This is a genomic window from Marinomonas foliarum (assembly GCF_003337275.1).
Taxonomy (GTDB): Bacteria; Pseudomonadota; Gammaproteobacteria; order Pseudomonadales; family Marinomonadaceae; genus Marinomonas; species Marinomonas foliarum.
The window spans coordinates 1-22375 of the sequence record NZ_QPJQ01000018.1; the positions used below are offsets into that span (position 1 = coordinate 1).

The 22375-nt window shown below is 42.4% G+C and carries 22 protein-coding genes; 18 read left to right on the forward strand and 4 right to left on the reverse strand.

Features of this window, described 5'->3' with window-relative positions:
- Positions 1 to 138: 138 nt before the first annotated feature.
- A complete protein-coding gene (gene bfr, locus DFP77_RS10565) occupies positions 139 to 612 on the forward strand; it encodes a bacterioferritin (protein ID WP_114412257.1) in 474 nt (157 codons plus the stop codon).
- A gap of 11 nt (positions 613 to 623) precedes the next feature.
- On the forward strand, positions 624 to 1088 hold the full coding sequence (gene bfr, locus DFP77_RS10570) for a bacterioferritin (protein ID WP_114412258.1): 465 nt from the start codon (positions 624 to 626) through the stop codon (positions 1086 to 1088).
- Between the two features lie 15 nt (positions 1089 to 1103).
- Here the strand turns inward: bfr (DFP77_RS10570) and DFP77_RS10575 are convergent, their stop codons facing one another.
- The 3 genes from DFP77_RS10575 to DFP77_RS10585 form a co-directional block, all read right to left on the reverse strand.
- On the reverse strand, positions 1104 to 1298 hold the full coding sequence (locus DFP77_RS10575; protein WP_114412259.1) for a (2Fe-2S)-binding protein: 195 nt from the start codon (positions 1296 to 1298) through the stop codon (positions 1104 to 1106).
- A gap of 190 nt (positions 1299 to 1488) precedes the next feature.
- Positions 1489 to 2130 carry a DsbA family oxidoreductase gene (locus DFP77_RS10580; protein WP_114412260.1) on the reverse strand — a complete coding sequence of 214 codons (642 nt, stop codon included), beginning with the start codon at positions 2128 to 2130 and terminating at the stop codon, positions 1489 to 1491.
- A gap of 43 nt (positions 2131 to 2173) precedes the next feature.
- Positions 2174 to 2848: a DNA-3-methyladenine glycosylase I gene (locus tag DFP77_RS10585; protein WP_114412261.1), complete on the reverse strand. Its 675-nt coding sequence runs from the start codon at positions 2846 to 2848 to the stop codon at positions 2174 to 2176.
- Positions 2849 to 2993: 145 nt separating this feature from the next.
- Here DFP77_RS10585 and DFP77_RS10590 point away from each other — a divergent pair, with 145 nt between their 5' ends.
- From DFP77_RS10590 to DFP77_RS10610, 5 genes are all read left to right on the forward strand, one after another.
- Positions 2994 to 3719, forward strand: a complete 726-nt coding sequence (locus DFP77_RS10590; protein ID WP_114412262.1) for a pyridoxine 5'-phosphate synthase — start codon at positions 2994 to 2996, stop codon at positions 3717 to 3719.
- 24 nt (positions 3720 to 3743) lie between these two features.
- Complete coding sequence (locus DFP77_RS10595; RefSeq protein ID WP_114412263.1) at positions 3744 to 4343, forward strand: tRNA-uridine aminocarboxypropyltransferase; 600 nt, start codon at positions 3744 to 3746, stop codon at positions 4341 to 4343.
- A 40-nt stretch (positions 4344 to 4383) separates the two neighbouring features.
- Entirely contained in the window at positions 4384 to 4677 is a 294-nt protein-coding gene (locus tag DFP77_RS10600) for a DUF1244 domain-containing protein (protein ID WP_205114211.1), read from the forward strand.
- A 67-nt stretch (positions 4678 to 4744) separates the two neighbouring features.
- A complete protein-coding gene (locus tag DFP77_RS10605; protein ID WP_239544015.1) occupies positions 4745 to 5374 on the forward strand; it encodes a transglutaminase-like cysteine peptidase in 630 nt (209 codons plus the stop codon).
- Positions 5375 to 5384: 10 nt separating this feature from the next.
- Positions 5385 to 7346, forward strand: a complete 1962-nt coding sequence (locus DFP77_RS10610; RefSeq protein WP_114412264.1) for an EAL domain-containing protein — start codon at positions 5385 to 5387, stop codon at positions 7344 to 7346.
- 40 nt (positions 7347 to 7386) lie between these two features.
- On the opposite strand, the gene DFP77_RS10615 is transcribed toward DFP77_RS10610, so the two are convergent.
- Positions 7387 to 7758 carry a hypothetical protein gene (locus DFP77_RS10615; protein WP_114412265.1) on the reverse strand — a complete coding sequence of 124 codons (372 nt, stop codon included), beginning with the start codon at positions 7756 to 7758 and terminating at the stop codon, positions 7387 to 7389.
- Positions 7759 to 7906: 148 nt separating this feature from the next.
- On the opposite strand from DFP77_RS10615, the gene DFP77_RS10620 reads away from it, so the two are divergent.
- From DFP77_RS10620 to nirD, 11 genes are all read left to right on the forward strand, one after another.
- Complete coding sequence (locus tag DFP77_RS10620) at positions 7907 to 10186, forward strand: type I secretion system permease/ATPase (RefSeq protein ID WP_114412266.1); 2280 nt, start codon at positions 7907 to 7909, stop codon at positions 10184 to 10186.
- A 2-nt stretch (positions 10187 to 10188) separates the two neighbouring features.
- A complete protein-coding gene (locus tag DFP77_RS10625) occupies positions 10189 to 11520 on the forward strand; it encodes an HlyD family type I secretion periplasmic adaptor subunit (RefSeq protein ID WP_114412267.1) in 1332 nt (443 codons plus the stop codon).
- A 105-nt stretch (positions 11521 to 11625) separates the two neighbouring features.
- Positions 11626 to 12261, forward strand: a complete 636-nt coding sequence (locus DFP77_RS10630; RefSeq protein WP_114412268.1) for a response regulator transcription factor — start codon at positions 11626 to 11628, stop codon at positions 12259 to 12261.
- 202 nt (positions 12262 to 12463) lie between these two features.
- Positions 12464 to 13069, forward strand: a complete 606-nt coding sequence (locus DFP77_RS10635) for an ANTAR domain-containing response regulator (RefSeq protein ID WP_114412269.1) — start codon at positions 12464 to 12466, stop codon at positions 13067 to 13069.
- Positions 13066 to 14268: a CmpA/NrtA family ABC transporter substrate-binding protein gene (locus tag DFP77_RS10640; RefSeq protein ID WP_114412270.1), complete on the forward strand. Its 1203-nt coding sequence runs from the start codon at positions 13066 to 13068 to the stop codon at positions 14266 to 14268. The genes DFP77_RS10635 and DFP77_RS10640 overlap by 4 nt, the downstream gene beginning before the upstream one ends.
- A gap of 415 nt (positions 14269 to 14683) precedes the next feature.
- Positions 14684 to 16012, forward strand: a complete 1329-nt coding sequence (locus DFP77_RS10645; RefSeq protein WP_258861132.1) for a CmpA/NrtA family ABC transporter substrate-binding protein — start codon at positions 14684 to 14686, stop codon at positions 16010 to 16012.
- A 26-nt stretch (positions 16013 to 16038) separates the two neighbouring features.
- Positions 16039 to 17010 carry an ABC transporter permease gene (locus DFP77_RS10650; RefSeq protein WP_114412272.1) on the forward strand — a complete coding sequence of 324 codons (972 nt, stop codon included), beginning with the start codon at positions 16039 to 16041 and terminating at the stop codon, positions 17008 to 17010.
- Between the two features lie 53 nt (positions 17011 to 17063).
- On the forward strand, positions 17064 to 17912 hold the full coding sequence (locus DFP77_RS10655) for an ABC transporter ATP-binding protein (protein ID WP_114412273.1): 849 nt from the start codon (positions 17064 to 17066) through the stop codon (positions 17910 to 17912).
- Positions 17905 to 19146, forward strand: a complete 1242-nt coding sequence (locus tag DFP77_RS10660; RefSeq protein WP_114412274.1) for an NAD(P)/FAD-dependent oxidoreductase — start codon at positions 17905 to 17907, stop codon at positions 19144 to 19146. The genes DFP77_RS10655 and DFP77_RS10660 overlap by 8 nt, the downstream gene beginning before the upstream one ends.
- A gap of 70 nt (positions 19147 to 19216) precedes the next feature.
- Positions 19217 to 21775, forward strand: a complete 2559-nt coding sequence (nirB, locus tag DFP77_RS10665) for a nitrite reductase large subunit NirB (RefSeq protein WP_114412275.1) — start codon at positions 19217 to 19219, stop codon at positions 21773 to 21775.
- A gap of 4 nt (positions 21776 to 21779) precedes the next feature.
- Positions 21780 to 22112 (forward strand): nitrite reductase small subunit NirD, encoded by a 333-nt coding sequence (nirD, locus tag DFP77_RS10670; RefSeq protein WP_114412276.1) that lies wholly within the window; start codon positions 21780 to 21782, stop codon positions 22110 to 22112.
- Positions 22113 to 22375: the final 263 nt, after the last annotated feature.

Here is a 22375-nt window from a genome sequence, read left to right on the forward strand (position 1 = left end):
CACTTGAATGTCTTTGGTAATCCACTGGTTTTCACTTACCGTCCCCTGTCTATTTATAATAACAAATGAGGCGACAACTATCCTGACACAGGGGGCTTATTACGAAAATGGACTTGCTTGCGATAAGAGGAAAAGAATATGAAAGGCAGCAAAAAAGTAATTGATAGTTTGAATACCTTGTTAGCGAACGAATTAGCCGCGATTGACCAATATTTTATTCACTCTCGCATGTATGAAGATTGGGGCTTAGATAAACTTTATGAGCGCCTTAATCACGAGATGGAAGAGGAAACTCAGCATTCTGATTGGCTTATCAAGCGCATCTTGTTCTTGGAAGGTGTACCGTGCATGACGAAGCGTCGTGATTTATTGATTGGCTCAGATGTTCATTCGATGATGAGCAATGACCTGACGCTTGAACTTGAAGTGGTTAGTTGTGTGAGAGAGGCCATTGCTGTGTGTGAAGCAGAAGGGGATTATCAAACACGTGAGACATTAGAGAAGTTGTTGTTTGATACGGAAGAAGACCATGTTTATTGGTTGGAAAAACAGCTTGGCCTAATGGAAAAAATTGGTATGCAGAATTATTACCAGTCACAAATGGGTAACTAAGGAGAGGTGCTATGAAAGGGGATCGTGACGTAGTTGCCAATCTGAACAAAGTCTTGGCGAATGAGTTGGTTGGTATTAACCAGTATTTTCTTCATGCTCGCATGTTTAAAGACTTTGGATTTAGTGCGCTGGATAAAGCCGATTATAAAACCTCTATCCAAAAAATGAAAAATGCTGATCGTTTGATCGAACGAGTGTTGTTTCTGGAAGGTTTGCCTAATTTGCAAGATCTTGGTCGCCTGAGGATTGGTGAAAACAGCGAAGAGATGATTTCGGCTAACTTGGAGTTTGAGTTAGATACTTTGCCAGCTCTTAAGACGGCTATCGACTTATGTGAGCAGAAAAAAGACTTTATGAGTCGTGATGCATTGGAAAAAATATTAGAAGAGCAAGAAGAGCAGATCGATTGGCTTGAAACGCAACAGCATTTGATTGCTAGTTCTGGTATTGAAAACTACTTACAGTCGCAAATGTAATTCATTATTTTGCCATTAAGCTACTTGAACTTGGGTGTCGGCAATCTTGATTAGCTCACTGTTCAGTAGCTTTTTTGCGCACTGGCAGCATTTTCCGCACTGGCTACCAATACTGTGTTCTTTGTAGAGTTCACGCATGGTTGTTGCCCCATCTTGAATGGACGCTTTGATCTCTTTGTCTGATACTCTGTTACAAATACAAACGTACATAAATGAAAATCACTCTCACTAATATTCTGATCATGCGATTCTATTTTTAATGTTAATGATTATCAATAGATAAATATTAATCTATTTTAAATATTTGATAGTTTTTTTGTCGAGTGTATTGATAAGCCTACTGATAAGACCGCTGAACGGCTTAGGTCTTATCAGTAGCATAATGAAATTACAGAGTTTCTTACTGTTCTTTTTCTGCAATATCCGTCAAAACTTTCAGAAAGGCTTCTGGGTCATGGGCGCCATGAACCATGTATTTATCATTGATGACATACGTAGGCACAGACTGGATATCCAAACTGCGTAGGTGTTGTAACTTCTTCTCAGTAAGAGCTTTCGCTTGTGTGCTGAGTGCATATTCTATATCGACTTTTTGCATGCCAATGCTAACGGCTACTTCTTCAAGAATACTTTTTGATCCTATGTCTTTTCCGTCAGTGAAATAAGCATGGAATACCGCCAACACAAAAGGTGTAGCTAGCCCAGATTTTGTAGCAGCAAGCACAAATTGATGAGCAAGCTTGGTATTGGGGATGCGGTCTTTTTCTGAGAAATTAAATTGAATACTTGCTTCGATACCCACTTGCTGGATAGCGTGAGTGGCTTCGTTTAATTTTTCTTGACTACCGAATCGCTCGCCTAAATAAGTTTCACGGTCTGCACCTTCTAAAGGCATGTCTGGATGCAGTTCAAAAGGCTGCCAACGAATGTCTATGCGGTAATCGTCTCCTAGCTGTTCAATAGCTTGTTTAAGACGCGAGTAGCCTAAGTAACACCAAGGGCAAACAACATCTGAAATAATGTCGATACGTAGATCGGCCATGTATTCTCCTAACAAATAATAAATTACTGAGTATATAAAGTGTTTAATTAACGCTTAGCGCAATGCATTGGCTTATTTCGGTATAAGAACGACTACTTTCTTTATGCCAGTGATTAAACGCAGCTTGTGCTGCTTTCCATGCAGATTGGGTGTCTCTGCCGGTGGTGATTATCTCATGTTGGCGCAAGTAACCCTCAACATCCCTCGTTAACATAAAAGTATCTTTGCCCATTGCTCTTAACGTGTAAGGGCCTGTATTACCACCAAGACGAGCACCATGTTTTTTTAAGTAGGCCCACAGGCCAATAATGTCGTCATTTGGCCATTGAGCAACAAAGCTCGAAAAAGAGCCGTGGCTAGCCTGACATTCGCTAATCATAAGGGCATTTTCGCGAATCGTCATAACCTTGCCAAAGTTGCGAATGATGCGAACGTCTTTGGCTTTTTCTTCCCACATTTCGTCATGGATTAGCAGCATCTTTTCAATGTCAAAGCCGAAAAATACGGTTTCGAACCCAGGCCATTTATTGCGAACCACTTGCCAATTGATGCCAGATTGAAAGATTTTCTGAGAGAAGGCTGCAAGCCACCGGTCATCACTGTGTTGGCTTAATTGTGCTGTGCTCAGTGGCACAGAGAGCATCGCGTCTAGAAGGTTTTTTCCTCCATGGCGAAGAGCTGCCCGATCATAAATGGATTGGAAGAGTTCGTATTTCATATTGGACTCCTGTTTTGTAGCGGCCAGTTTATCATAAGCCTTGCTTGATATAATGGAGTTAACCAATATCTTGTTTGGTATTTTAGTGATTGACGCTATGTGTTTGTCCTATAATGCCAATAAATGACCTATCGAGAGAAGTTGAATGACACACTTAAGCGTTAATTTGAATAAAATTGGTTTACTTCGAAATTCTCGTGGAAGAGATTACCCAAATTTAATTGATATGGCTGAACGCACACTTGAGCTGGGTGCGTTTGGTATTACTATTCATCCAAGACCTGATCAGCGACATGCTACGTATCAAGATGCGCACGATTTAAAGGCGTTATTAAAGCGCTTTCCTGGCACAGAGCTGAATGTTGAGGGCTTTCCAGATGCACAGTTTTTAGATGTGGTGTTAGAAGTAGAGCCGGATCAATGTACCTTGGTGCCTGATGATCCAAACCAGCTGACTTCAGACCACGGGTGGAATATAGCTCGTGATCAAGACGCCTTACGCTCAGTTATTGCAAAACTTAAGGCAAAGGGAATTCGAGTGGTATTATTTATGGATCCTGATGCTGAAAGTATGGCCTTAGCAAAAGAAGTGGGAGCTGATCGTGTTGAACTTTATACAGAAGCGTACGCGAATGCTTATGGTAAAGAGGGCTTTGATGCTGTGCTTGAAGAATATCAGCAAGCTGCCCAAGCCGCATTGGATGCAGGTTTAGAAGTGAATGCTGGACATGACTTGGATTTGAACAATGTTCAGGCCTTATGTGAACAAGGTCGAATCATGGAAGTGTCAATTGGCCATGCGTTAACTGTGGAAGCGTTAAATATGGGCTGGGATAGCGTTGTAAAAGCGTATCTCGCTAAGCTAGCTTAAATACTAGTAATTAGAGATCAGTCAATGCAAAGTGGAAAAAGAGCACGCTGCGATACGTGTGGTTTTTTAGCTGATCAGTGTATTTGTCAGTGGATACCAGCGCTTTCTACACGATTAAAAATCTTGGTACTACAAGACCCTAAAGAAGCGCAACATGCTAAGAACACTGTGTCATTTTTGTATTTAGGCCTGCCGTCAGTGGAATGTATTTCGACAGCCAATCATGATGCGATGATTCAGGTCTTTAGGCAAATAGATCCGGCCAAATGGCGTTTAGTGTTTCCATCGGATTCTGCTGAGTCTATTGAATCTATAAGCGCTGACACGGCTTCTGAAATTGAGGGTTTGATTTTACTTGATGCCACTTGGCGTAAAGCGAAGAGGCTATATTTTACAGAGCCCTTATTGCATGCTTTTGGTGCTGTCTGTTTTTCGCAGCCGCCAGAAGGGCAGTACAGTATTCGCAAATCACCCAGTGCAGAATCGTTATCGACTCTTGAAGCCTGTGCTTATGCGATAGAGCAAGTCACTGGTGAAAATATGCAACCACTAAGAGAGTTTATGGTGGCCGCTCAAGAATGGCAGTGGCGCAGGCAGCCTTTGAGTCACCGGCACCTTGATTAGTGGTTATTCCGTTATTAGAAAAAAGAGATTTGAAATTATTATGAGCAAACAAACTGAAATTGAAGCAGCGGTATTGCGTCGTCTTTTGAAGCACCTTGATGACAATAAATCTGTGCAAAATATTGATTTAATGAACTTGGCAGGATTCTGTCGCAACTGTCTGAGTAAATGGTATATGGCTGAAGCAGAACAGCAAGGAGTCGATGTTAACTATGATGAAGCTCGCGAATTCGTCTATGGCGAACCATATGATACTTGGAAAGCTAGGTATCAGCCAGAAGCGACTGCAGAGCAGCTAGCTGCATTTAATGCAAAGTCAAAGTCTGAGAAGTAATTTACCATTGAAAAAACGATTCCAATCGTTTTTTTTACTTTCGGGGCACGGCAGAAGATGTTTGTGTGTGCTCCTGATCGTGTGTTTTGTGCCGCATTTGTGGCTATACGCTGACGTATCGGATAAATATCGTAAGCTGGCTAAGCAAGCTGCGACTGTTTATGGTGCAGATGCAGAAAAACGCATACTAGCATGGCGCAAGTTGATAGATGAGTCTCAATCATTACCCATAGTAGAACAGCTAGCTGTGGTGAATAATTTTTTTAATCAAATGGATTTTGTTGATGATATGACTCTATGGGGCAAGGAAGACTATTGGGCTACGCCAATTGAGTTTTTAGGGATGCAAGCAGGGGACTGCGAAGATTTTACTATTGCTAAATATTTCACCTTAAGAGAGCTTGGTGTGCCTGATGATAAACTACGACTTGTGTATGTAAAAGCATTGAAGCTAAACCAACATCATATGGTATTGGCGTATTATCATAAGCCAACATCTGTTCCAGTCTTGCTTGATAATCTAGATAAAGAATTAAAACCCGCGACAAAGCGCAATGACCTCTTGCCTATTTATTCATTTAATGCAGAGAACATGTGGCTATCGAAAGAAAAAGGACGCGGTGTATTGGTCGGAGGCTCATCTAGGTTGAGCTTGTGGACAGAATTAAATAATCGTTTTAATACGATGACAAATTAGGAGAACGTGGATGACCCTGTTCCGTCAATTAATGATAACAATAATCGTCATTTTTTCGTTGATGCTTGCTGTCGTAATGGGTATCAATTTTAACACCACGAAAGGCTATTTGATCGGACAGCTGACATCGACCACGCAAGATTCGGCTACCTCTCTGAGTATGTCAGTCTCAGACTTTATGGCCTTGGAAGATTATGCATCTGTTGGAAGTAGTATCAACGCAGTATTTGATAGCGGTTATTTTTCTGAAGTGCGTATCCATGTTTATGCTACAGAGCAAGACATCGTCCGCTCGAATGAAACAAAAATTGATGGTGTTCCAAGTTGGTTTATTCAACTGATTGATTTTAAAGTGCCGGTTGCTAAAGCCGTTATTTCAAACGGTTGGAATGAGCTTGGGCAGGTATACATTACGGGCAGTGCAGGTTATGGCTATCATCAGCTTTGGTTGGCATCTCGAGATTTACTAATCTCATTTTTTGTCATTGGGGCAATAACGTTAATTGTTGGTAGTTTTGCTTTGCGTTACTTGTTCCGCCCTTTGGTTGAGCTTGAAAAGCAAGCTGAAGCGATACAGCAACGTCGTTTTTTGAAAATGACGAATGTCCCCAAAACTCGCGAACTAAAATCAGTTGTTTTATCAATGAACCGTATGGCAGAAAAATTAGAGAAAGAATTTGCCTCTGAGGTGGAAACGGCTCAATGGCTGCAAGCGAAAGCGTTTAAAGATCCGGTAAGTGGACTGGGAAACCGTAACTTCTTTGAAAGTCAGATTAAATCTCACTTTGTTGGAAGAGAGCGTGGAGTCGATGGACTGATATTTGTGAGTTTGGCCGACTTGGCAAAATTGAATAACGAGAGAGGCTATGAATCTGCGGATATGTTTATTCAATCAGCAGCGGATGTGCTTTCTAAAAAAGTGGCGACAATTTCGTCATTTAGTACGCTTGCCCGTTTGTCTGGTGCAGATTTTGTTTTGTTAATCCCTAATATTGACCATAGCCAGCTAAAGCAAATTGTCGAAGATATTATGACGGACTTGCTGGAATTAAATGTCGCTAGTATTAGTTATTCAAGCTATGTCGCAAATATTGGTGCTATCTCTGTTGATGGGCAAGTAGATCGTGCAGGAGCTATGTCGCAAGCGGACAGTGCCCTACGCGAAGCGAAGCGAGCTGGTGCAAACATGACTAAGGTGTTGGATTCCAATATTGGTCAGAGATTGTCATTGAGTAGGGCAGATTGGAAAGACGTTTTAGAATTAACCATTAAACGCGAATCATTTAAGCTGCAAAAGCAAAAAGTGGTGATGTTGGATTCTTCATCAGACGATGTTTTAACTACTTCTCATGAAGAAGTGTTTATGGGGCTGGAGCATGCTGGTAAGGAATACCATGCAGGTTATTTCATTGGTTTAGCTGAGCAATTTGATCTAGGTGAAAAAATAGACACAGTTATTGTTTCACAAGTTATTCACTACATTCAATCAAGAAACTTAACTGTGCCTCTAACTGTGAATCTATCAATGTCATCGTTCTCTAAAGCATCATTTATTGATTGGCTAGATCGAACGCTAGGCTTACTGAGTGCTGATGTGAAGAATAAGTTGATGTTTGAAATATCTGAGCAGAGTGTGTTGCTAGAGGAATCTCAAGCCAATGTGTTGGCTCAAATACTAAAAAAACATCATGTATCGTTCGGTATTGATAATGTAGGCAAGCAATTTTCCGCTTTCCAATATCTACAAACGTTAATGCCCGATTACGTGAAAGTGGATTCTTCTTATACACGTATGGCGGCGGGCAAGGAGTCTGAGTCTTTCTTTATGCATACCCTGTGTAAGATGTTCAATAGTTTAAATATTGAAGTGATAGCTACTGGTGTAGAGAGTGAAAGACAGCTAATGGCATTGAAGCGATTTGATGTGGTTGGTGCTCAAGGCTTCTATATTGGGCGCTCTCAAGATATGTAAAATAGCTTGTTTGTGTTGTGGCCTAGTTGAAGGTTGCCAGTTAGATTAGCGAGTCATCTTCTCTTCCGCCAATGTGTTCATTGTCTGCCATTAAACCTTCATCATGTCCGCTATGAACACCACGGACCCATTTCCTACCAAGTAATTTTTTCTGTGCGGCTAAGGGTAGCTCGGTAAATTGTATTAGGCGCTTTTCGGTAAGAAGGTCAACTAAATCTTCTAAAATTCGCATCATCTCTCCATCAGAGCTAGAGAGTATTTCTTGGGTACTGGTACTTGCTGATGTGAACTTTTTTTCTAGTATGCTGGCTACAGTTGGATCATTAGGGGCGACTAATAGTTTGTAATCATCTGACTGTGATGTGGCAACATCTACAATCACTCCATCTGCATTGAGTTTTGCGTATAGCATATTTATTTCCTTCTAATATCTCAATTTATGGCAAGGCGGTTTGTTCTCTTCCCATATTACTTAATAAACACTATTCTAGACCATAGTTCTGATCATTTTATTATTGGTTTTCAAGCCATGTTTCGGTTTTTAAAGGAGAATATAGAGTATGTCTGACACTGGTCGTTCAGAGCAGGACTCTTCGCCACCTGATTCTTATGAGGAAAATGCAATCATTAATGATGGTGATGAAGGGGTGACAGAAGCAACGAATCAAGCTACTCCTGAAGAAACTGCGGACCAATGGCGCGTTAAAAGTGCTTCGTTAGAATACCCGAATCCGTTATTAGACTGCTTGGTTCTTCTTAGTAAGTATTTTTATAACCCTTATACCGCTGACGGTATTGCTGCTGGACTCCCAATAACTGAAAACGCAATGACGCCAGAGCTTTTTCAACGTGCGGCGCAGCGGATTGGTCTGAGCTCTCGTTTTGTTAAACGCCCACTACTAAAAATTCCTGAAATGGTGCTTCCTGTTGTCCTTTTATTGAAGGACAAGCAAGCTTGCGTTCTATTGGAATTGGATAAAGAGGCAGGCACCGCTAAAATATTTCGACCTGAGTCAGGTGAAGGGGAAGTAACCTTACCAATTGAACAGCTTGCTGAGTCTTTTTCTGGTTACTGCTTTTTTGTACGTCCTTTGTATCAATTTGATAAGCGTTCAGAGAAAAGGGATGACGAGGAAAACAAAAAAGGTCATTGGTTCTGGGGGACTGTAACTGGCTCGTGGCGCATTTATCGAGACGTTTTTATCGCCTCCTTGTTGATTAATATCTTTGCTGTCGCCAGTCCTCTTTTCGTGATGAACGTATACGATCGTGTTGTACCTAACAACGCATTCGATACACTTTGGGTCTTAGCTATTGGTGCAGCGGTTGTCTATTTATTTGATTTCTTATTGCGTATGTTGCGCGCTTATTTTATCGATATTGCTGGGAAAAAATCAGACATATTGATTTCAGCTTCTATTTTTTCCAAGGTTAATAACATCACAATGGCGTCTCGCCCTAAATCGGTAGGGGCGTTTGCAAAAAACCTCCAAGAATTTGAGAGTATTCGAGATTTCATTACATCAGCATCAATCACTACCTTGGTTGATATTCCCTTTATGTTTCTTATTATTGGTGTGATATGGCTGATTGGCGGTCCTGTTGGCTATATCCCCATTGTGACCATTGCCTTGATTGTGCTGTATAGCGTGATTATCCAAGTTCCTCTGCGTCGCTCGATTGAAGAAAGTCAAAAAACAGCATCGCAGAAAAATGCGGTATTGATCGAAAGTCTTTATAACGCCGAGAGCGTAAAGCTTAATAACGCAGAAGGTGTAATGCAAAAGCAATGGGAGAGCGCTGTTGGTAATATTGCTGATTGGGGTGTGAAAACTCGTCAATTATCACAGTCCTCTTCTTCTTTTGCCATGGTCGCACAGCAGTTAACAACCGTTATTATTGTTATTGTTGGTGTTTATCAGATAGCTGAGGGGAATATGAGCATGGGGGCTTTAGTAGCCTCTGTAATGTTGACCGGAAGGGCACTTGGTCCCATGGCGCAAGTAGCTAGTTTAGCGACTCGATATAATCAAGCTAAGTCAGCATTTACTTCATTGAATGAAATCATGGCCTCTCCCGTTGAAAACCCTGAAGATGTTAAGTTTGTGCATCGCCCGATTTTTAAAGGTGAATTTCAGTTTGAGGCCGTTAATTTTGGCTACCCTGATCAAGAACAGGCAGCGGTAAGTGAAATTAATATTAATATTAGACAAGGAGAAAAGGTCGCCATTATTGGGCGTATTGGGTCAGGTAAGTCGACTCTTGGTAAGTTGATGACGGGCCTTTATACGCCAAATAGTGGAGCAATAAGAATAGACGGTGTGGACCTTCGACAGGTGAATCCTACTGACTTACGCCGTAATGTTGGTGCTGTATCTCAAGACGTTAATTTGTTTTACGGCTCGATCAAGGACAATATTGTCATGGGGGTGCCATATATGGAGGACGACGCCGTTATTCGAGCCGCTGATTTGTCTGGCGTATCTGAGTTTGCTAATCGTAAACCAAGTGGCCTAGACAGTAATGTTGGTGAGCGAGGAGCTTTGCTATCTGGTGGTCAACGCCAAAGTATTGCAATAGCACGTGCGTTGCTTTTTGATCCACCAATCCTTATTTTGGACGAGCCAACTGCTTCGATGGACAACACGACAGAGTCTCGAATGAAGCGAAGACTAATGGAAGGGTTAAAAGATAAAACGCTTATATTGATTACACATAAGGCCTCTATGCTAGATATGGTTGATCGAATTATTGTTATGGATAATGGTCGCTTGATTGCTGATGGTCCAAAAGCTCAGGTGCATGAAGCGCTTCGCCAAGGTAAATTAAAGGTCAGTTAATAATGAGTAAAAAAACACCAATATCTCAGAATGATTTAGAGTATTTAACTAACCGAAATGCCGCTTTGATGCTGAGGACCCCTCGTGGAGGTCGCATTATTTTATGGGTAATATTTATATTTATAACTGTCGCATTAGTGTGGGCAAACTATACCGCGTTGGATGAAGTTACCGTTGGTGAGGGAAGAGTGATCCCCTCTAGTCAGGTTCAACAGATCCAAAACCTTGAAGGCGGTATTTTAAAAGAAATTAATGTCAAAGTAGGGCAGGTTGTCGACAACGGTCAGGTCTTAATGACAATTGAAAACACCGAGGCGCTATCTTCACTGAGAGAGCAACAAGCTGAATCGGTTAATTTACGAGTGCGTGCAACTCGCCTTCAAGCAGAGTCTTACGGCGTTAAGCCTGAATTTGATCCTGACATCATGAAAGAAAACCCACAAGTGGTTAATCGAGAGCTTGATTTATACAATAACCGCCTTGAATCGCTCCGTACTAATCAGTCTAGTTTTCAGCAACAGATTGAGCAACGCAGACAAGAAATTGTTGAATTACAGGCGAAACTGGGAAACTTGAAGCAAAGTTATGCTTTTTCCAAAGAAGAGCTGGCTTTAACTCGTCCTGCTTTTGAGCAAGGGGCTGTGTCTAGAGTTGAGTTACTGCAACTTGAGCGACAAGTGAATCAGTTACAAGGTGATTTAGAAGCTACGCAATTAGCCATTCCAAGAGCAGGTTCAGCCTTAAAAGAAGCACAAAGTAAATTAGATGAAGCTGAAGCGAAATTCCGAGCGGATGCACAAGAAGATCTAACGGGCGTAAGAAGTAAGTTGGACCAGTTGCGTGAAAGTAACGTATCACTTGCAGACAAAGTGTCTAGAACGCAAGTTAGGTCACCAGTAAAAGGCATAGTAAAACAAATTCAAATTAATACGGTAGGCGGTGTTGTAAAGCCTGGGATGAGTTTGCTCGAAATCGTCCCTATAGAAGATTCGCTATTAATTGAAGCCAAAGTGCGACCTGAAAACATTGGTTTTATCCAGCCTGATCTAAATGCGATTGTTAAGCTTTCAGCCTATGATTTTGCTATTTTTGGTGGCTTGCCTGGAGTTGTTGAGAATATCAGTGCCGATACAATTTTGGATGAAGAGGGCAACAGTTTTTATCTGGTTAGGGTGAGAACAGACAAGAGCTATCTAGGTACTCAGCAGGCTCAACTGCCAATTATTCCTGGTATGCAAGCGACGGTGGATATTATTACGGGTAAGAAAACACTACTTGATTATTTGTTGAAACCAATTCTAAAAGCTAAACAGAACGCACTTCGTGAGCGCTAATTACAAAAATAACAGCAAGCGTTATATTCGGTAACAAATGTTAACAGACTGTCATTGTTAGCTGGTTAGAATAGCAAGATCGTACTCGATAGGATGAGATTTATTTTGAAAATTTTGTGTTGGAATACAGATGACGCAGTATGGATGCATTGGAGTCAAGTAGTCACAGTCGGAATTTCATTATTTCGAGTTGAGACACTAGAAGAGATGAGTCAAGCGTTAACTGCAACACCCTCTGAATACGAGTATTGCTTTATGTATTTAGGAAATGAATCTTTTTCCAAAGATGTCGAAGATGTTGCAAAATTTTGTTCAAAATTTCCCAATCAAAAAAAAGTGGTTTTCCCTAACCAACTTAGCCAAAGTGCGGCGCTGAGATTATTTTCAGTAGGCGTAAATGGGCAATGTGCGCCTTATATTGGTAAGGAGCAATTATCACTGGTGTTGTCTGTCATTGACTCTGGTGAAATTTGGGGGGGGAGGGCCTTTATACAGCAATTAATTCAACAATCCGCGCGGCCTGAAATAACCTCTAATAATGCGTTAGAGCATTTATCTGATCGGGAGTTGAGTGTGGCTATATGTATTTCGAGAGGCCTTTCAAACAAGCAGATTGCTTTAGAGTTAGAAATTACCGAGCGTACAGTGAAAGCACACCTTACTTCAACATTTAAGAAAACCAATACAAAAGACCGCTTAGCTTTGGCGCTTTTGATACAAACACAAAACTTGGTGCATTGAACTGTTTTTAAATGTTTTTTGCGCCAATTTGGTTCATTTATAACTTTTTTATTTCTTCAAGCACAGAGTTTAAGGGTATTTTCCCGCTCTTGTAGTGTTTTCCCGCTATTTTCTCTCTTTATTTATCTACTTTTTGTGTGTCGTAATGGCGCATATATTGCAGTTTTTAAACGTAACCTTACGTTTTTAAAGAGAATGCACCATGTCCGCTCCCCCCGAAAAAGAGTTGACCGTAATGTTGGTTGATAATGAGCCTGCAAGAGCCGCTATTGTAGAGCAAGCTATGATTGATAGTGGCTATCGTGTCATTAGGCGGTTAGAGAATGCTAAAAACCTGACGGAAGCAGTGGCAGAATTCCAACCAGATATGGTTATTATAGATATTGAATCGCCGGACCGAGACATGTTGGAAAATATGTCTCGCCTTACTCAAGATAATCCTCGTCCAATTGTTATGTTTGCTGAAGAAGGTGACTCTAGGCACGTCGAAGCGGCTATTCGAGCAGGAGTGAGCGCTTATGTTGTAGACGGTGTTAACAGCGGTAGTGTAAAAGCCTTGCTACAAGTTGCCATTGCAAGGTTTCGAGAATTTCAGGCATTACGGTCAGAATTAGAATCCGTAAAAAGCCAGCTTGAAGACCGGAAGCTTATCGATAAAGCAAAAGGACTGATAATGAAACATCAGCAATGTGATGAGCCTGCTGCTTATAAAGCGTTAAGAAAACTCGCGATGGATCGTAGTCAGCGTATGACTGATGTAGCTCGAAATATCATATCTGTGATGGAATTAATGGGAGGTTCTAAATGAACCTGATACAGCCAAATAATGTTATTCAAAATAGCGAGCCTGTTCGTATCGGTTTTATCCCACTTATCGATTGTGCGCCTTTTGTTGTCGCTCAAGAGAAGGGCTTTTTTACCAGTGAGGGTGTTAATGCTGTGCTTTCGAAAGAAGCATCTTGGGCGAGCATTCGCGATAAAGTGGCGTTCAATTTGTTAGATGGTGCGCACATGCTGTCATCTATGCCGATCGCCGCTAGCTTAGGAATAGGCAGTATAAAAACGGCCATGCAAACCAGTTTTACTGTAAGTCATAATGGTAACGGCATCACTATTGGAAATGCCCTGTACGACCAGCTTCAACATTTTTCTGACTCTTCTTTAGATATTCGAACAGGCATTGCCTTAAAAAGGCTAATAGATAGTCGAGGTGATAATGTCGCGCCACTGCGTTTTGCGATGGTCTATCCCTATTCATCTCATAATTATCAGTTACGGGATTGGTTTAGCCGTGCTGGTATCAATCCAGATAAAGACGTTCAGATAGTGGTCATTCCTCCGGTGAAAATGGTTGATAATCTAAGGCGCGGCGACATAGATGGTTATTGTGTTGGTGAGCCATGGAACAGCCTAGCGGTTGAGCAAAGTGTTGGCCATATGTTGGTTACTGGGTATGAAATATGGGGTAGCACTCCAGAGAAAGTGTTTGGAGTGAACACTATTTGGGCCGAACAGAATCAAGCGCAACATCTTGCAATTATTCGAGCTTTAGAAAAAGCATGCTTATGGGTAGATGAAGCTGAAAACCAAGCAGAACTACTTAGAATCTTGAGTCATCCAGATTATTTAAACTGTACTGTACAGCAGTTGGTATATGGGTTTGGCTCTATTAAGCCAAAGAGTCAGTTTGATTGGCCAATGGAAGCGTTTCAACGCTTTTCTGGTAGCGACATTAATAAGCCGCTACCGAGTTATGCTCTATGGATCATGGCTCAGATGCATCGTTGGCAACAGTTAGGCAATAATGTTTCCAAGCTTAACCAGTTAGCTGAGCAGATTTATCGTAAAGATCTTTATTATAACGCGCTTGGCTTGGTCGAAGACAAAAACACTGTAGAGTGGCGGCTGCCAGAGGCTGAAGAAGCTGCTTGGCTTTCTTTGGTGGAACATGGAAAGGTCCGTTTACATCCAGAGGGGATCTTAAAGGGGTTTGAGACATTTGCGTAAATCGCATCTGATGGTGTGATGTTTTAGTGCGCTGTGCAAGATAATTGGGCATAAATAAAGGTTCTCAATGTGTCGATATTAAAAAAGCTGGGTTATAAAATTCAAAAAATCATATAAATCAGTCGTTTGTTTTACTTGGCACATTGCGTGCTTTATAAATCACATAGAGATAAAGTATTTTGAAAAAATGGTGAAATTGGCAACGATCGTTAATTGTCACCCACATTACTGAATGTCCAAAGTCGGACTTCCTTTGAATGGCAAAGGCGCCTGCAAACACATTTTTATTGTGATTTGCATGCGCCTTTTTTTGTTTTTCTACTTTTTTAAATGTATTTAGATGCGGAGTATGACAATGAACCTAAGATTTTTGAAAGCCTTAGTTCCCCTTCCTAAAATGGGGTTTTCTGTACTGATGGCGTCTGCGCTTTTATCTGGCGTTGCCTATGCAGAGCTAGATTACGCCGAAAAAGAAGAGCTCAAATTTGGTTTTATAAAACTAACGGATATGGCGCCATTAGCGATTGCTTATGAGAAGGGCTATTTCGAAGACGAAGGTTTGTACGTCACTTTGGAAGCACAAGCAAATTGGAAAGTTTTGTTAGACCGAGTGATTGATGGCCAGTTGGATGGTGCTCATATGTTAGCAGGTCAGCCACTTGGTGCCACCATTGGGTACGGAACGAAAGCTCATATAGTGACGGCTTTGAGTATGGATTTGAATGGTAACGGTATTACGGTTTCCAATGATGTTTGGGATGAAATGAAGAAAAACATTCCAAATGGCGCAGATGGGAAGCCAGTTCATCCGATCAGCGCCAGTGCATTAAAACCTGTGATTGATGGTTACAAAGCACAAGGTAAGCCATTCAAGATGGGCATGGTGTTCCCTGTTTCCACTCATAATTATGAGCTGCGTTATTGGCTTGCTGCTGGTGGCATTCATCCGGGGTATTACGCACCAGCGCGAGGTGATACCAGTGGCCAAATTAACGCTGAGGCTTTGTTGTCTGTGACACCGCCACCACAAATGCCAGCCACCATGGAAGCGGGAACGATTTCCGGCTATTGCGTTGGCGAACCTTGGAACCAACAGGCCGTGTTTAAAGGAATCGGTGTGCCAGTCATCACTGATTATGAAATCTGGAAGAATAACCCTGAGAAAGTATTTGGTGTCAGCAGTGACTGGGCAGAAGAATATCCGAATACTCATATTCGTGTTGTTAAAGCCATGATTCGCGCAGCGAAATGGTTAGATGAAAACAACAACGCTAATCGTCCTGAAGCCGTAAAAATACTCTCTCGTAGCCAATATGTTGGTGCCGATTACGATGTTATTGCTAACAGTATGACTGGCACATTTGAGTATGAAAAAGGCGACAAGCGTGAAATTCCCGATTTCAACGTCTTTTTCCGTCATCACGCCACTTACCCCTATTACAGTGATGCTATTTGGTATCTCACTCAAATGCGTCGTTGGGGGCAGATCGCTGAACCTAAATCTGACGAATGGTTCATGAAGATCGCCAAAGATGTCTATCGTCCTGATATTTATGCGCAAGCGGCACAATCTTTAATTGAGGATGGTGTTATGTCTGCTGATGAGTTTCCAGATTTTGATAAAGAAGACGGTTTTAAACCACCTCAAAGCGACTTTATCGACGGCGTCATGTACGACGGTAAGCACCCAAACGATTATCTGAAGCGATTTAAGATTGGTCTAAAAGGCGATGATCAGGTCTAAACCAAACAAGATTAAGTGAGAAAAAGATGATGATATCAAACATAACTATGGCTTCTTTAAAGGAAAAGATCAGCGCTTTTTCTGTTAAGGGAATCCTGCTGCCCGTCTTTGGCATTCTTGTGTTTATCTTGTTATGGCAAGTTGGAGCAAGTCGAGTTCATACCTCTTTGGGAGAGTTTCCTGGTCCCGTTGTGGTGTATGAGCAATGGAATAGTCTCGTTGCAGAACACCAGAATGAACGTGTTAAGGCGGATAAGTTTTACGTCCGTCAAGAAGAGCGTATTGCAGAGCGTCAGGCTAAAGATCCTAGTTATGCTGGCATTATCCGGGATTACACTGGTAAGCCGACTTTCTTTGATCAAATATTTACCAGCTTGTACACCGTTCTAGCTGGGTTTGGTCTGGCCAGCCTTATTGCTATTCCTGTAGGGATTTTGATTGGCTTGAATCGTTCTGTTTACAGTGCACTCAACCCAGTTATTCAGTTATTTAAACCGGTTTCTCCGTTAGCTTGGTTGCCTTTGGTCACCATGGTAGTGAGTGCGAGTTACGTGTCCGATGATCCTATGTTCTCGAAATCTTTTCTGACGTCTATGTTCACGGTCACCTTATGTTGCATGTGGCCAACCCTGATTAACACCGCGGTGGGTGTTGCGGCAGTCGAGAAGGACCTGCTTAACGTATCGAAAGTCTTGCGCCTTGGTTGGGTGACGCATGTGATGAAGATCGTCATCCCTTCAGCCATCCCTTTGATGTTCACCGGCCTGCGTTTGTCATTGGGTATCGCTTGGATGGTGTTGATTGCAGCGGAAATGTTGGCGCAAAACCCAGGGTTAGGGAAGTTTGTTTGGGATGAGTTCCAAAATGGCAGCTCGAACTCGTTGGGTCGAATTATGGTGGCGGTTCTGATGATTGGCTTTATTGGATATTTGTTGGACCGAGTGATGTTGGCATTCCAGCGCTTCGCTTCTTGGGATAAGACACAGGTGCTTCGCTAAGAAGCGATAGCTCGAAAATAGATTAACTTAGAATGCGCTAATAGGAGAATACGATGACAACACATTTAGACATCAGCCATGTTTCTATTGAGTTTCCTACACCAAAAGGGCCTTTTAAAGCCCTTGATAATGTCAGCCTGAAAATACAGAAAGGCGAGTTTGTTTCTCTTATTGGACATTCTGGCTGTGGTAAATCGACTGTCCTTAATATCGTTGCTGGTTTGTATGACGCAACAGAAGGCGGCATTTTATTGGATGGTCGTGAAGTAAAAGGGCCGGGTCCAGAACGTGCGGTGGTTTTTCAAAACCATTCTTTACTGCCTTGGTTAACCTCTTATCAGAATGTCGAATTGGCAGTGAAACAGGTTTTTCGCAAAACTAAATCGAAGAAAGAAATGCATGACTGGATCATGCATAACTTAGAGTTAGTACACATGACGCACGCAGCGGACAAACGCCCAGATGAAATCTCTGGCGGTATGAAACAGCGTGTTGGTATTGCCAGAGCCTTGGCGATGGAGCCTAGTGTTTTACTGATGGATGAGCCTTTCGGAGCATTAGATGCTTTGACTCGGGCACACCTTCAAGATTCGTTGATGGAGATTCAAAAAGATCTCAACAACACTGTGATTATGATCACTCACGATGTAGACGAAGCTGTGTTGCTGTCGGATCGTATTGTGATGATGACTAATGGCCCAGCAGCAACAGTAGGGGAAATTCTGCATGTTGATCTTGAGCGTCCTCGTGAACGTCTGGCCTTAGCGAATGACCCAAGGTACGTGGATTATCGGACCCAAGTGTTGACCTTCTTATATGAAAAACAACGCAAAGTTGAACCTATTCAGCCTGCTGTGAAAACTAAAAAAACGGCCATTAACGCCAAGGTTGCTAATGCCTAGTCTTATTTCTCAGTCGGAGAAACGCCGTCTCGTCATTGTTGGTGCAGGGATGGCTGGCAGCAAGCTTGCGCACGATTTCGAAAAGGCGCATGGCGATGAGTACCAAATAGTTTTGATTGGTGAGGAATCCAGAGTTGGCTACAACAGAATCATGCTGTCTTCTTTGTTGGCGAATGATATTTCTGATACCGAAATGCCATTAGTTGATACACAGAAGATGCAAGAAGATGGCGTTGATATTGTGTCCAATGATCCCGCTATTAAGGTGGACTTGAAAAATAAAACGATCTTATTAGCCAGTGGAAAAAGCATTATATACGACCAATTAGTGCTAGCCACTGGCTCTAGGGCAAGTGTGTTGCCAATCCATGGCTCGTCTGCCCCCAATGTTATGGGGTTTCGTACTTGGAGTGATGTGGATGTCATGACCCAATTAGACGGTCGTCGATCTGTTTGTATTATAGGTGGTGGCTTGTTAGGCCTAGAAGCCGCAGTGGGTTTGGTGAAACGTGGTCACAAGGTTGTGGTGTTTCATCGTTCTAGTTGGTTGTTAAATCGCCAGCTAGACGAAGAATCAGCTGAGCTTTTGCTTAATAGACTTGAGCAAATGGGTATTGAGTTTCGTCTTGGTGAGTCACCAGAGTCCTTTTTGCAAACGGATGACGGTCGAGTGTCCCATGTGGTTTGTAAGAAGGGTGAGAAGTTAAGTGTCGATCTAGTCGTAATGGCAGCGGGAATTTCGCCGGAAATCGCTTTAGCCAAGTCTGCTGGATTAAAAACAGATAGAGCTATTTTAGTTAATGAGCAAATGCAGACTTCCCATGTAGATGTTTTTGCATTGGGAGAATGTTGTGAATTTGATCGACAAACCTTTGGTTTAGTTGCGCCTATTTGGACACAAATTAACGTCTTGATGAAGGTATTGGTCGGGAAAGAGGCTGCGTTTGTGGTAGAGCCTACACCGACTAAGTTGAAGGTGTCTGGCGTGAACCTTTTTTCAGTCGGTAAGATTCAACCCTCAGAAGAAGACAGCTGCATCCTTTTCAAAGATGTTAGTGCAAATCATTACCGCAAACTGGTAGTCAACGGTGGCTTACTGGTTGGCGCAATTCTATATGGCAACGTCGCCGATGGGAGCTGGTATTTCCAGCTTATTCAAAATAAGACCAATGTCTCTAATATGCTGGATTTACTGGTATTTGGCGAAGCGTATTGCTGTCCTCAAGTGGCCTGAATTAAGCCGTTTAGGCGTTGCTAGCCGTTAGGCATGTTACTTCAATAAGAGTTATTGCAAGGGGAATAAAATGACGTCAACAGTGTCTTTTCTTAATACTAAACCTCATCTAGTGGTAATCGGTAATGGTATGGTTGGCCACCATTTTGTCGAGCAAATGATTGACCAAGGTGGCCATGACACATTCCAAATTACGGTGTTTGGTGAAGAGTCGTACTTAGCCTATGACCGTGTGCATCTAAGTGAATATTTTACTGGCAAAGGTGCGGCTGATTTGGCCATGACAGATGGTACTTTATATAGTGAACATGGTGTGCGTTATTTTACCAATAGCTTGGTGACCGAGATCGATCGTGAGGCGAAGCAGTTAATACTGAAAGATGGTAAGTCATTGTCCTATGACAAGCTTGTACTGGCGACGGGGTCTTACCCTTTTGTTCCACCTATTCCTGGTCATAAACGTGATAACACCTTTGTTTATCGCACTCTTGATGATCTTGACGCGATTAGAGCTTGTGCGAAACAAGTAACAAGAGGCACGGTTGTCGGTGGTGGTTTATTGGGGTTGGAAGCGGCTAATGCGCTTAAAAATCTTGGTTTGGAAACCAGTGTTGTGGAATTTGCGCCACGCTTAATGCCGGTTCAATTAGATGAAAAGGGCGGCGCGGTTCTTAAAGAAATGATCGAAGGCTTAGATGTGAAGGTGTACACCGACACAGCGACAAAAGAGGTTGTTGATGGAGAATCTGCTTTTCACCGGATGAACTTTGCTGATGGCTCTCACCTTGAAACCGATCTGATTTTGTTCTCTGCAGGTATTCGTCCGCAGGATGCGTTGGCGCATCAATCCGGTTTAAGCGTGGGTGAGCGTGGCGGCATTAGTGTGAACAATCATTGCCAAACCAGTGATGAGGATATTTATGCCATTGGCGAATGTGCGCTGTGGAATAATCGTATTTTTGGTTTGGTCGCACCGGGTTATTCAATGGCAAAATCTGCAGCAGGGCATCTTATGGGTGATGCGGGTGTGACTTTCACTGGCGCAGACATGAGTACGAAACTGAAATTACTGGGCTGCGATGTGGGTTCAGTTGGTGATGCACATGCTCAGACTCAAGGTTGCAAAGTTTTTGTCTATCAAGATGAAATAAGTCAGAGCTATCGAAAAATGGTGGTGTCTGAGGACGGCAAAAAGCTCCTAGGAGCTGTCTTGGTGGGCGACAATAGTTATTACGATACCTTGTTGCAATATTATCTCAATGCCATTGATTTACCGGAGCAAGCACAAGCGCTTATTTTGCCCGCTATGGCTGATGTACCAGTTGGCTTAGGTGTGGATGCTTTGCCAGCGACCGCATCAATTTGTAGCTGCCATAACGTGTCCAAGCAAGATATTAACGATGCTGTTTGTAGTGGTGCTTTGTCCGTTAGTGATGTGAAAGGCACTACGAACGCAGGAACGGGTTGTGGTGGTTGTGCGGCGTTATTGAAAAAAGTCGTCGACAATGAATTGTTAGCCTTGGGTGTTGAGGTCAGCACAGATATTTGTGAGCACTTTGCTTATACCCGCCAAGATTTATACAATCTCGTTAAAATTGGTGAAATTAAAACCTTTAGTGAGTTACTGAAAGTACACGGAAAAGGTCATGGTTGCGAAATTTGTAAACCCGCTGTGGGTTCTATTCTTGCCAGTGTTTGGAATGATTATGTGTTGAAAAAAGAACACATTAGCTTGCAAGACACCAATGATCGCTTTCTGGCTAATATGCAAAAAGATGGGACCTACTCTATTGTGCCGCGTATTCCCGGTGGGGAAATAACCCCTGATAGATTAATCGTATTGGGCGAAGTAGCAAAAGAATACGGCTTATACACCAAGGTAACGGGTGGCCAACGTATTGATTTGTTTGGTGCCACTCTGCCGCAATTACCTGAAATTTGGGAAAAGTTAATCGCCGCGGGTTTTGAAACCGGTCAAGCCTATGGAAAATCCTTGCGTACTGTGAAGTCCTGCGTCGGTAGCACTTGGTGCCGTTATGGAGTGAATGACAGCATGAAGATGGCGATCGATTTAGAGAATCGTTATAAGGGCTTGCGCTCGCCTCATAAAATCAAATTTGCGGTTTCTGGTTGTACACGAGAATGCGCGGAAGCTCAGAGCAAAGACATTGGTGTGATCGCCACAGAAGGCGGTTGGAATTTATACGTTTGTGGAAATGGTGGCATGAAACCGCGTCACGGAGATTTGTTTGCCAAAGATTTGGACGATGAAACCTTGGTGAAATACATTGACCGCGTATTGATGTTTTACACCAAAACCGCTGATCGCTTGCAGCGTACTTCTGTTTGGATGGACGGTCTAGAAGGCGGATTGGACTATCTTAAAGAGGTGGTGATTAACGACAAACTGGGCTTATGTGTAGAGCTTGAAGCGAGTATGCAGCACGTTGTAAATACCTTCCAGTGCGAATGGAAAACCACGTTAGAAGATCCTGAAGCGCTAAAAACCTTCCGACAATTTGTGAATTATGAAGGAAGTGATAGTAACGTAGTTTTTGTTGAAGAGCGTGATCAAATGCGCCCAGCAACCGAATCAGAAAAACAGCAATTAATTGCGAAGGTAGGCTAATACGATGACGACGCCATGGAAATTAATTTGTGAACAAGAAGATCTAATAGAAGGAGCTGGTGTTGCTGCTATGTTGAATGGTGAGCAAGTGGCTATCTTCTATATTCCTGAATCGGATAGTAAAGTATTTGTGCTTGGAAATTGGGACCCTGTTGGAAAGGCGAATGTACTATCCCGTGGTTTGATAGCGCATTTACAGGAGCAGTGGGTGGTGGCTAGCCCTTTGTACAAGCAACACTTTGTATTGGCATCGGGCGAATGCCTTGAAGAAAATGTTCAGGTGCCCCATTGGCCAGCTAAATTAGAAGGCGGTCATGTGTTTGTTGCGGCACACTAATTAAGAATTGGTGCACCAAAATGGTCTCTTTGCACTGTTTAAGCGCTTCGTAAAGTCGGTATTTTATAGTTCCTATGAAGTGAACCAATTGCCAGGCTAGTAAAGCTCGGCAATGACACAACTGAATGTGTTTTTAAAAGTTGGCTTATTAATTGCTTTATAAAGATCACTGATGCACCGTAAACCGACGATGGCTTACACATAAAGCATACAGATATTACAAAAGGCAACGAGGCCCAATCACTTTTTCCTAAAAGTGATTG

What these genes read in the sequence shown, in the direction of transcription:
- bfr (WP_114412257.1), top strand. Translation starts at nt 139, where the DNA reads ATGAAAGGCAGCAAAAAAGTAATTGATAGTTTGAATACCTTGTTAGCG.
- bfr (WP_114412258.1), top strand. Translation starts at nt 624, where the DNA reads ATGAAAGGGGATCGTGACGTAGTTGCCAATCTGAACAAAGTCTTGGCG.
- DFP77_RS10575 (WP_114412259.1), bottom strand. Translation starts at nt 1,298, where the DNA reads ATGTACGTTTGTATTTGTAACAGAGTATCAGACAAAGAGATCAAAGCG.
- DFP77_RS10580 (WP_114412260.1), bottom strand. Translation starts at nt 2,130, where the DNA reads ATGGCCGATCTACGTATCGACATTATTTCAGATGTTGTTTGCCCTTGG.
- DFP77_RS10585 (WP_114412261.1), bottom strand. Translation starts at nt 2,848, where the DNA reads ATGAAATACGAACTCTTCCAATCCATTTATGATCGGGCAGCTCTTCGC.
- DFP77_RS10590 (WP_114412262.1), top strand. Translation starts at nt 2,994, where the DNA reads ATGACACACTTAAGCGTTAATTTGAATAAAATTGGTTTACTTCGAAAT.
- DFP77_RS10595 (WP_114412263.1), top strand. Translation starts at nt 3,744, where the DNA reads ATGCAAAGTGGAAAAAGAGCACGCTGCGATACGTGTGGTTTTTTAGCT.
- DFP77_RS10600 (WP_205114211.1), top strand. Translation starts at nt 4,384, where the DNA reads ATGAGCAAACAAACTGAAATTGAAGCAGCGGTATTGCGTCGTCTTTTG.
- DFP77_RS10610 (WP_114412264.1), top strand. Translation starts at nt 5,385, where the DNA reads ATGACCCTGTTCCGTCAATTAATGATAACAATAATCGTCATTTTTTCG.
- DFP77_RS10615 (WP_114412265.1), bottom strand. Translation starts at nt 7,758, where the DNA reads ATGCTATACGCAAAACTCAATGCAGATGGAGTGATTGTAGATGTTGCC.
- DFP77_RS10620 (WP_114412266.1), top strand. Translation starts at nt 7,907, where the DNA reads ATGTCTGACACTGGTCGTTCAGAGCAGGACTCTTCGCCACCTGATTCT.
- DFP77_RS10625 (WP_114412267.1), top strand. Translation starts at nt 10,189, where the DNA reads ATGAGTAAAAAAACACCAATATCTCAGAATGATTTAGAGTATTTAACT.
- DFP77_RS10635 (WP_114412269.1), top strand. Translation starts at nt 12,464, where the DNA reads ATGTCCGCTCCCCCCGAAAAAGAGTTGACCGTAATGTTGGTTGATAAT.
- DFP77_RS10640 (WP_114412270.1), top strand. Translation starts at nt 13,066, where the DNA reads ATGAACCTGATACAGCCAAATAATGTTATTCAAAATAGCGAGCCTGTT.
- DFP77_RS10645 (WP_258861132.1), top strand. Translation starts at nt 14,684, where the DNA reads ATGGCGTCTGCGCTTTTATCTGGCGTTGCCTATGCAGAGCTAGATTAC.
- DFP77_RS10650 (WP_114412272.1), top strand. Translation starts at nt 16,039, where the DNA reads ATGATGATATCAAACATAACTATGGCTTCTTTAAAGGAAAAGATCAGC.
- DFP77_RS10655 (WP_114412273.1), top strand. Translation starts at nt 17,064, where the DNA reads ATGACAACACATTTAGACATCAGCCATGTTTCTATTGAGTTTCCTACA.
- DFP77_RS10660 (WP_114412274.1), top strand. Translation starts at nt 17,905, where the DNA reads ATGCCTAGTCTTATTTCTCAGTCGGAGAAACGCCGTCTCGTCATTGTT.
- nirB (WP_114412275.1), top strand. Translation starts at nt 19,217, where the DNA reads ATGACGTCAACAGTGTCTTTTCTTAATACTAAACCTCATCTAGTGGTA.
- nirD (WP_114412276.1), top strand. Translation starts at nt 21,780, where the DNA reads ATGACGACGCCATGGAAATTAATTTGTGAACAAGAAGATCTAATAGAA.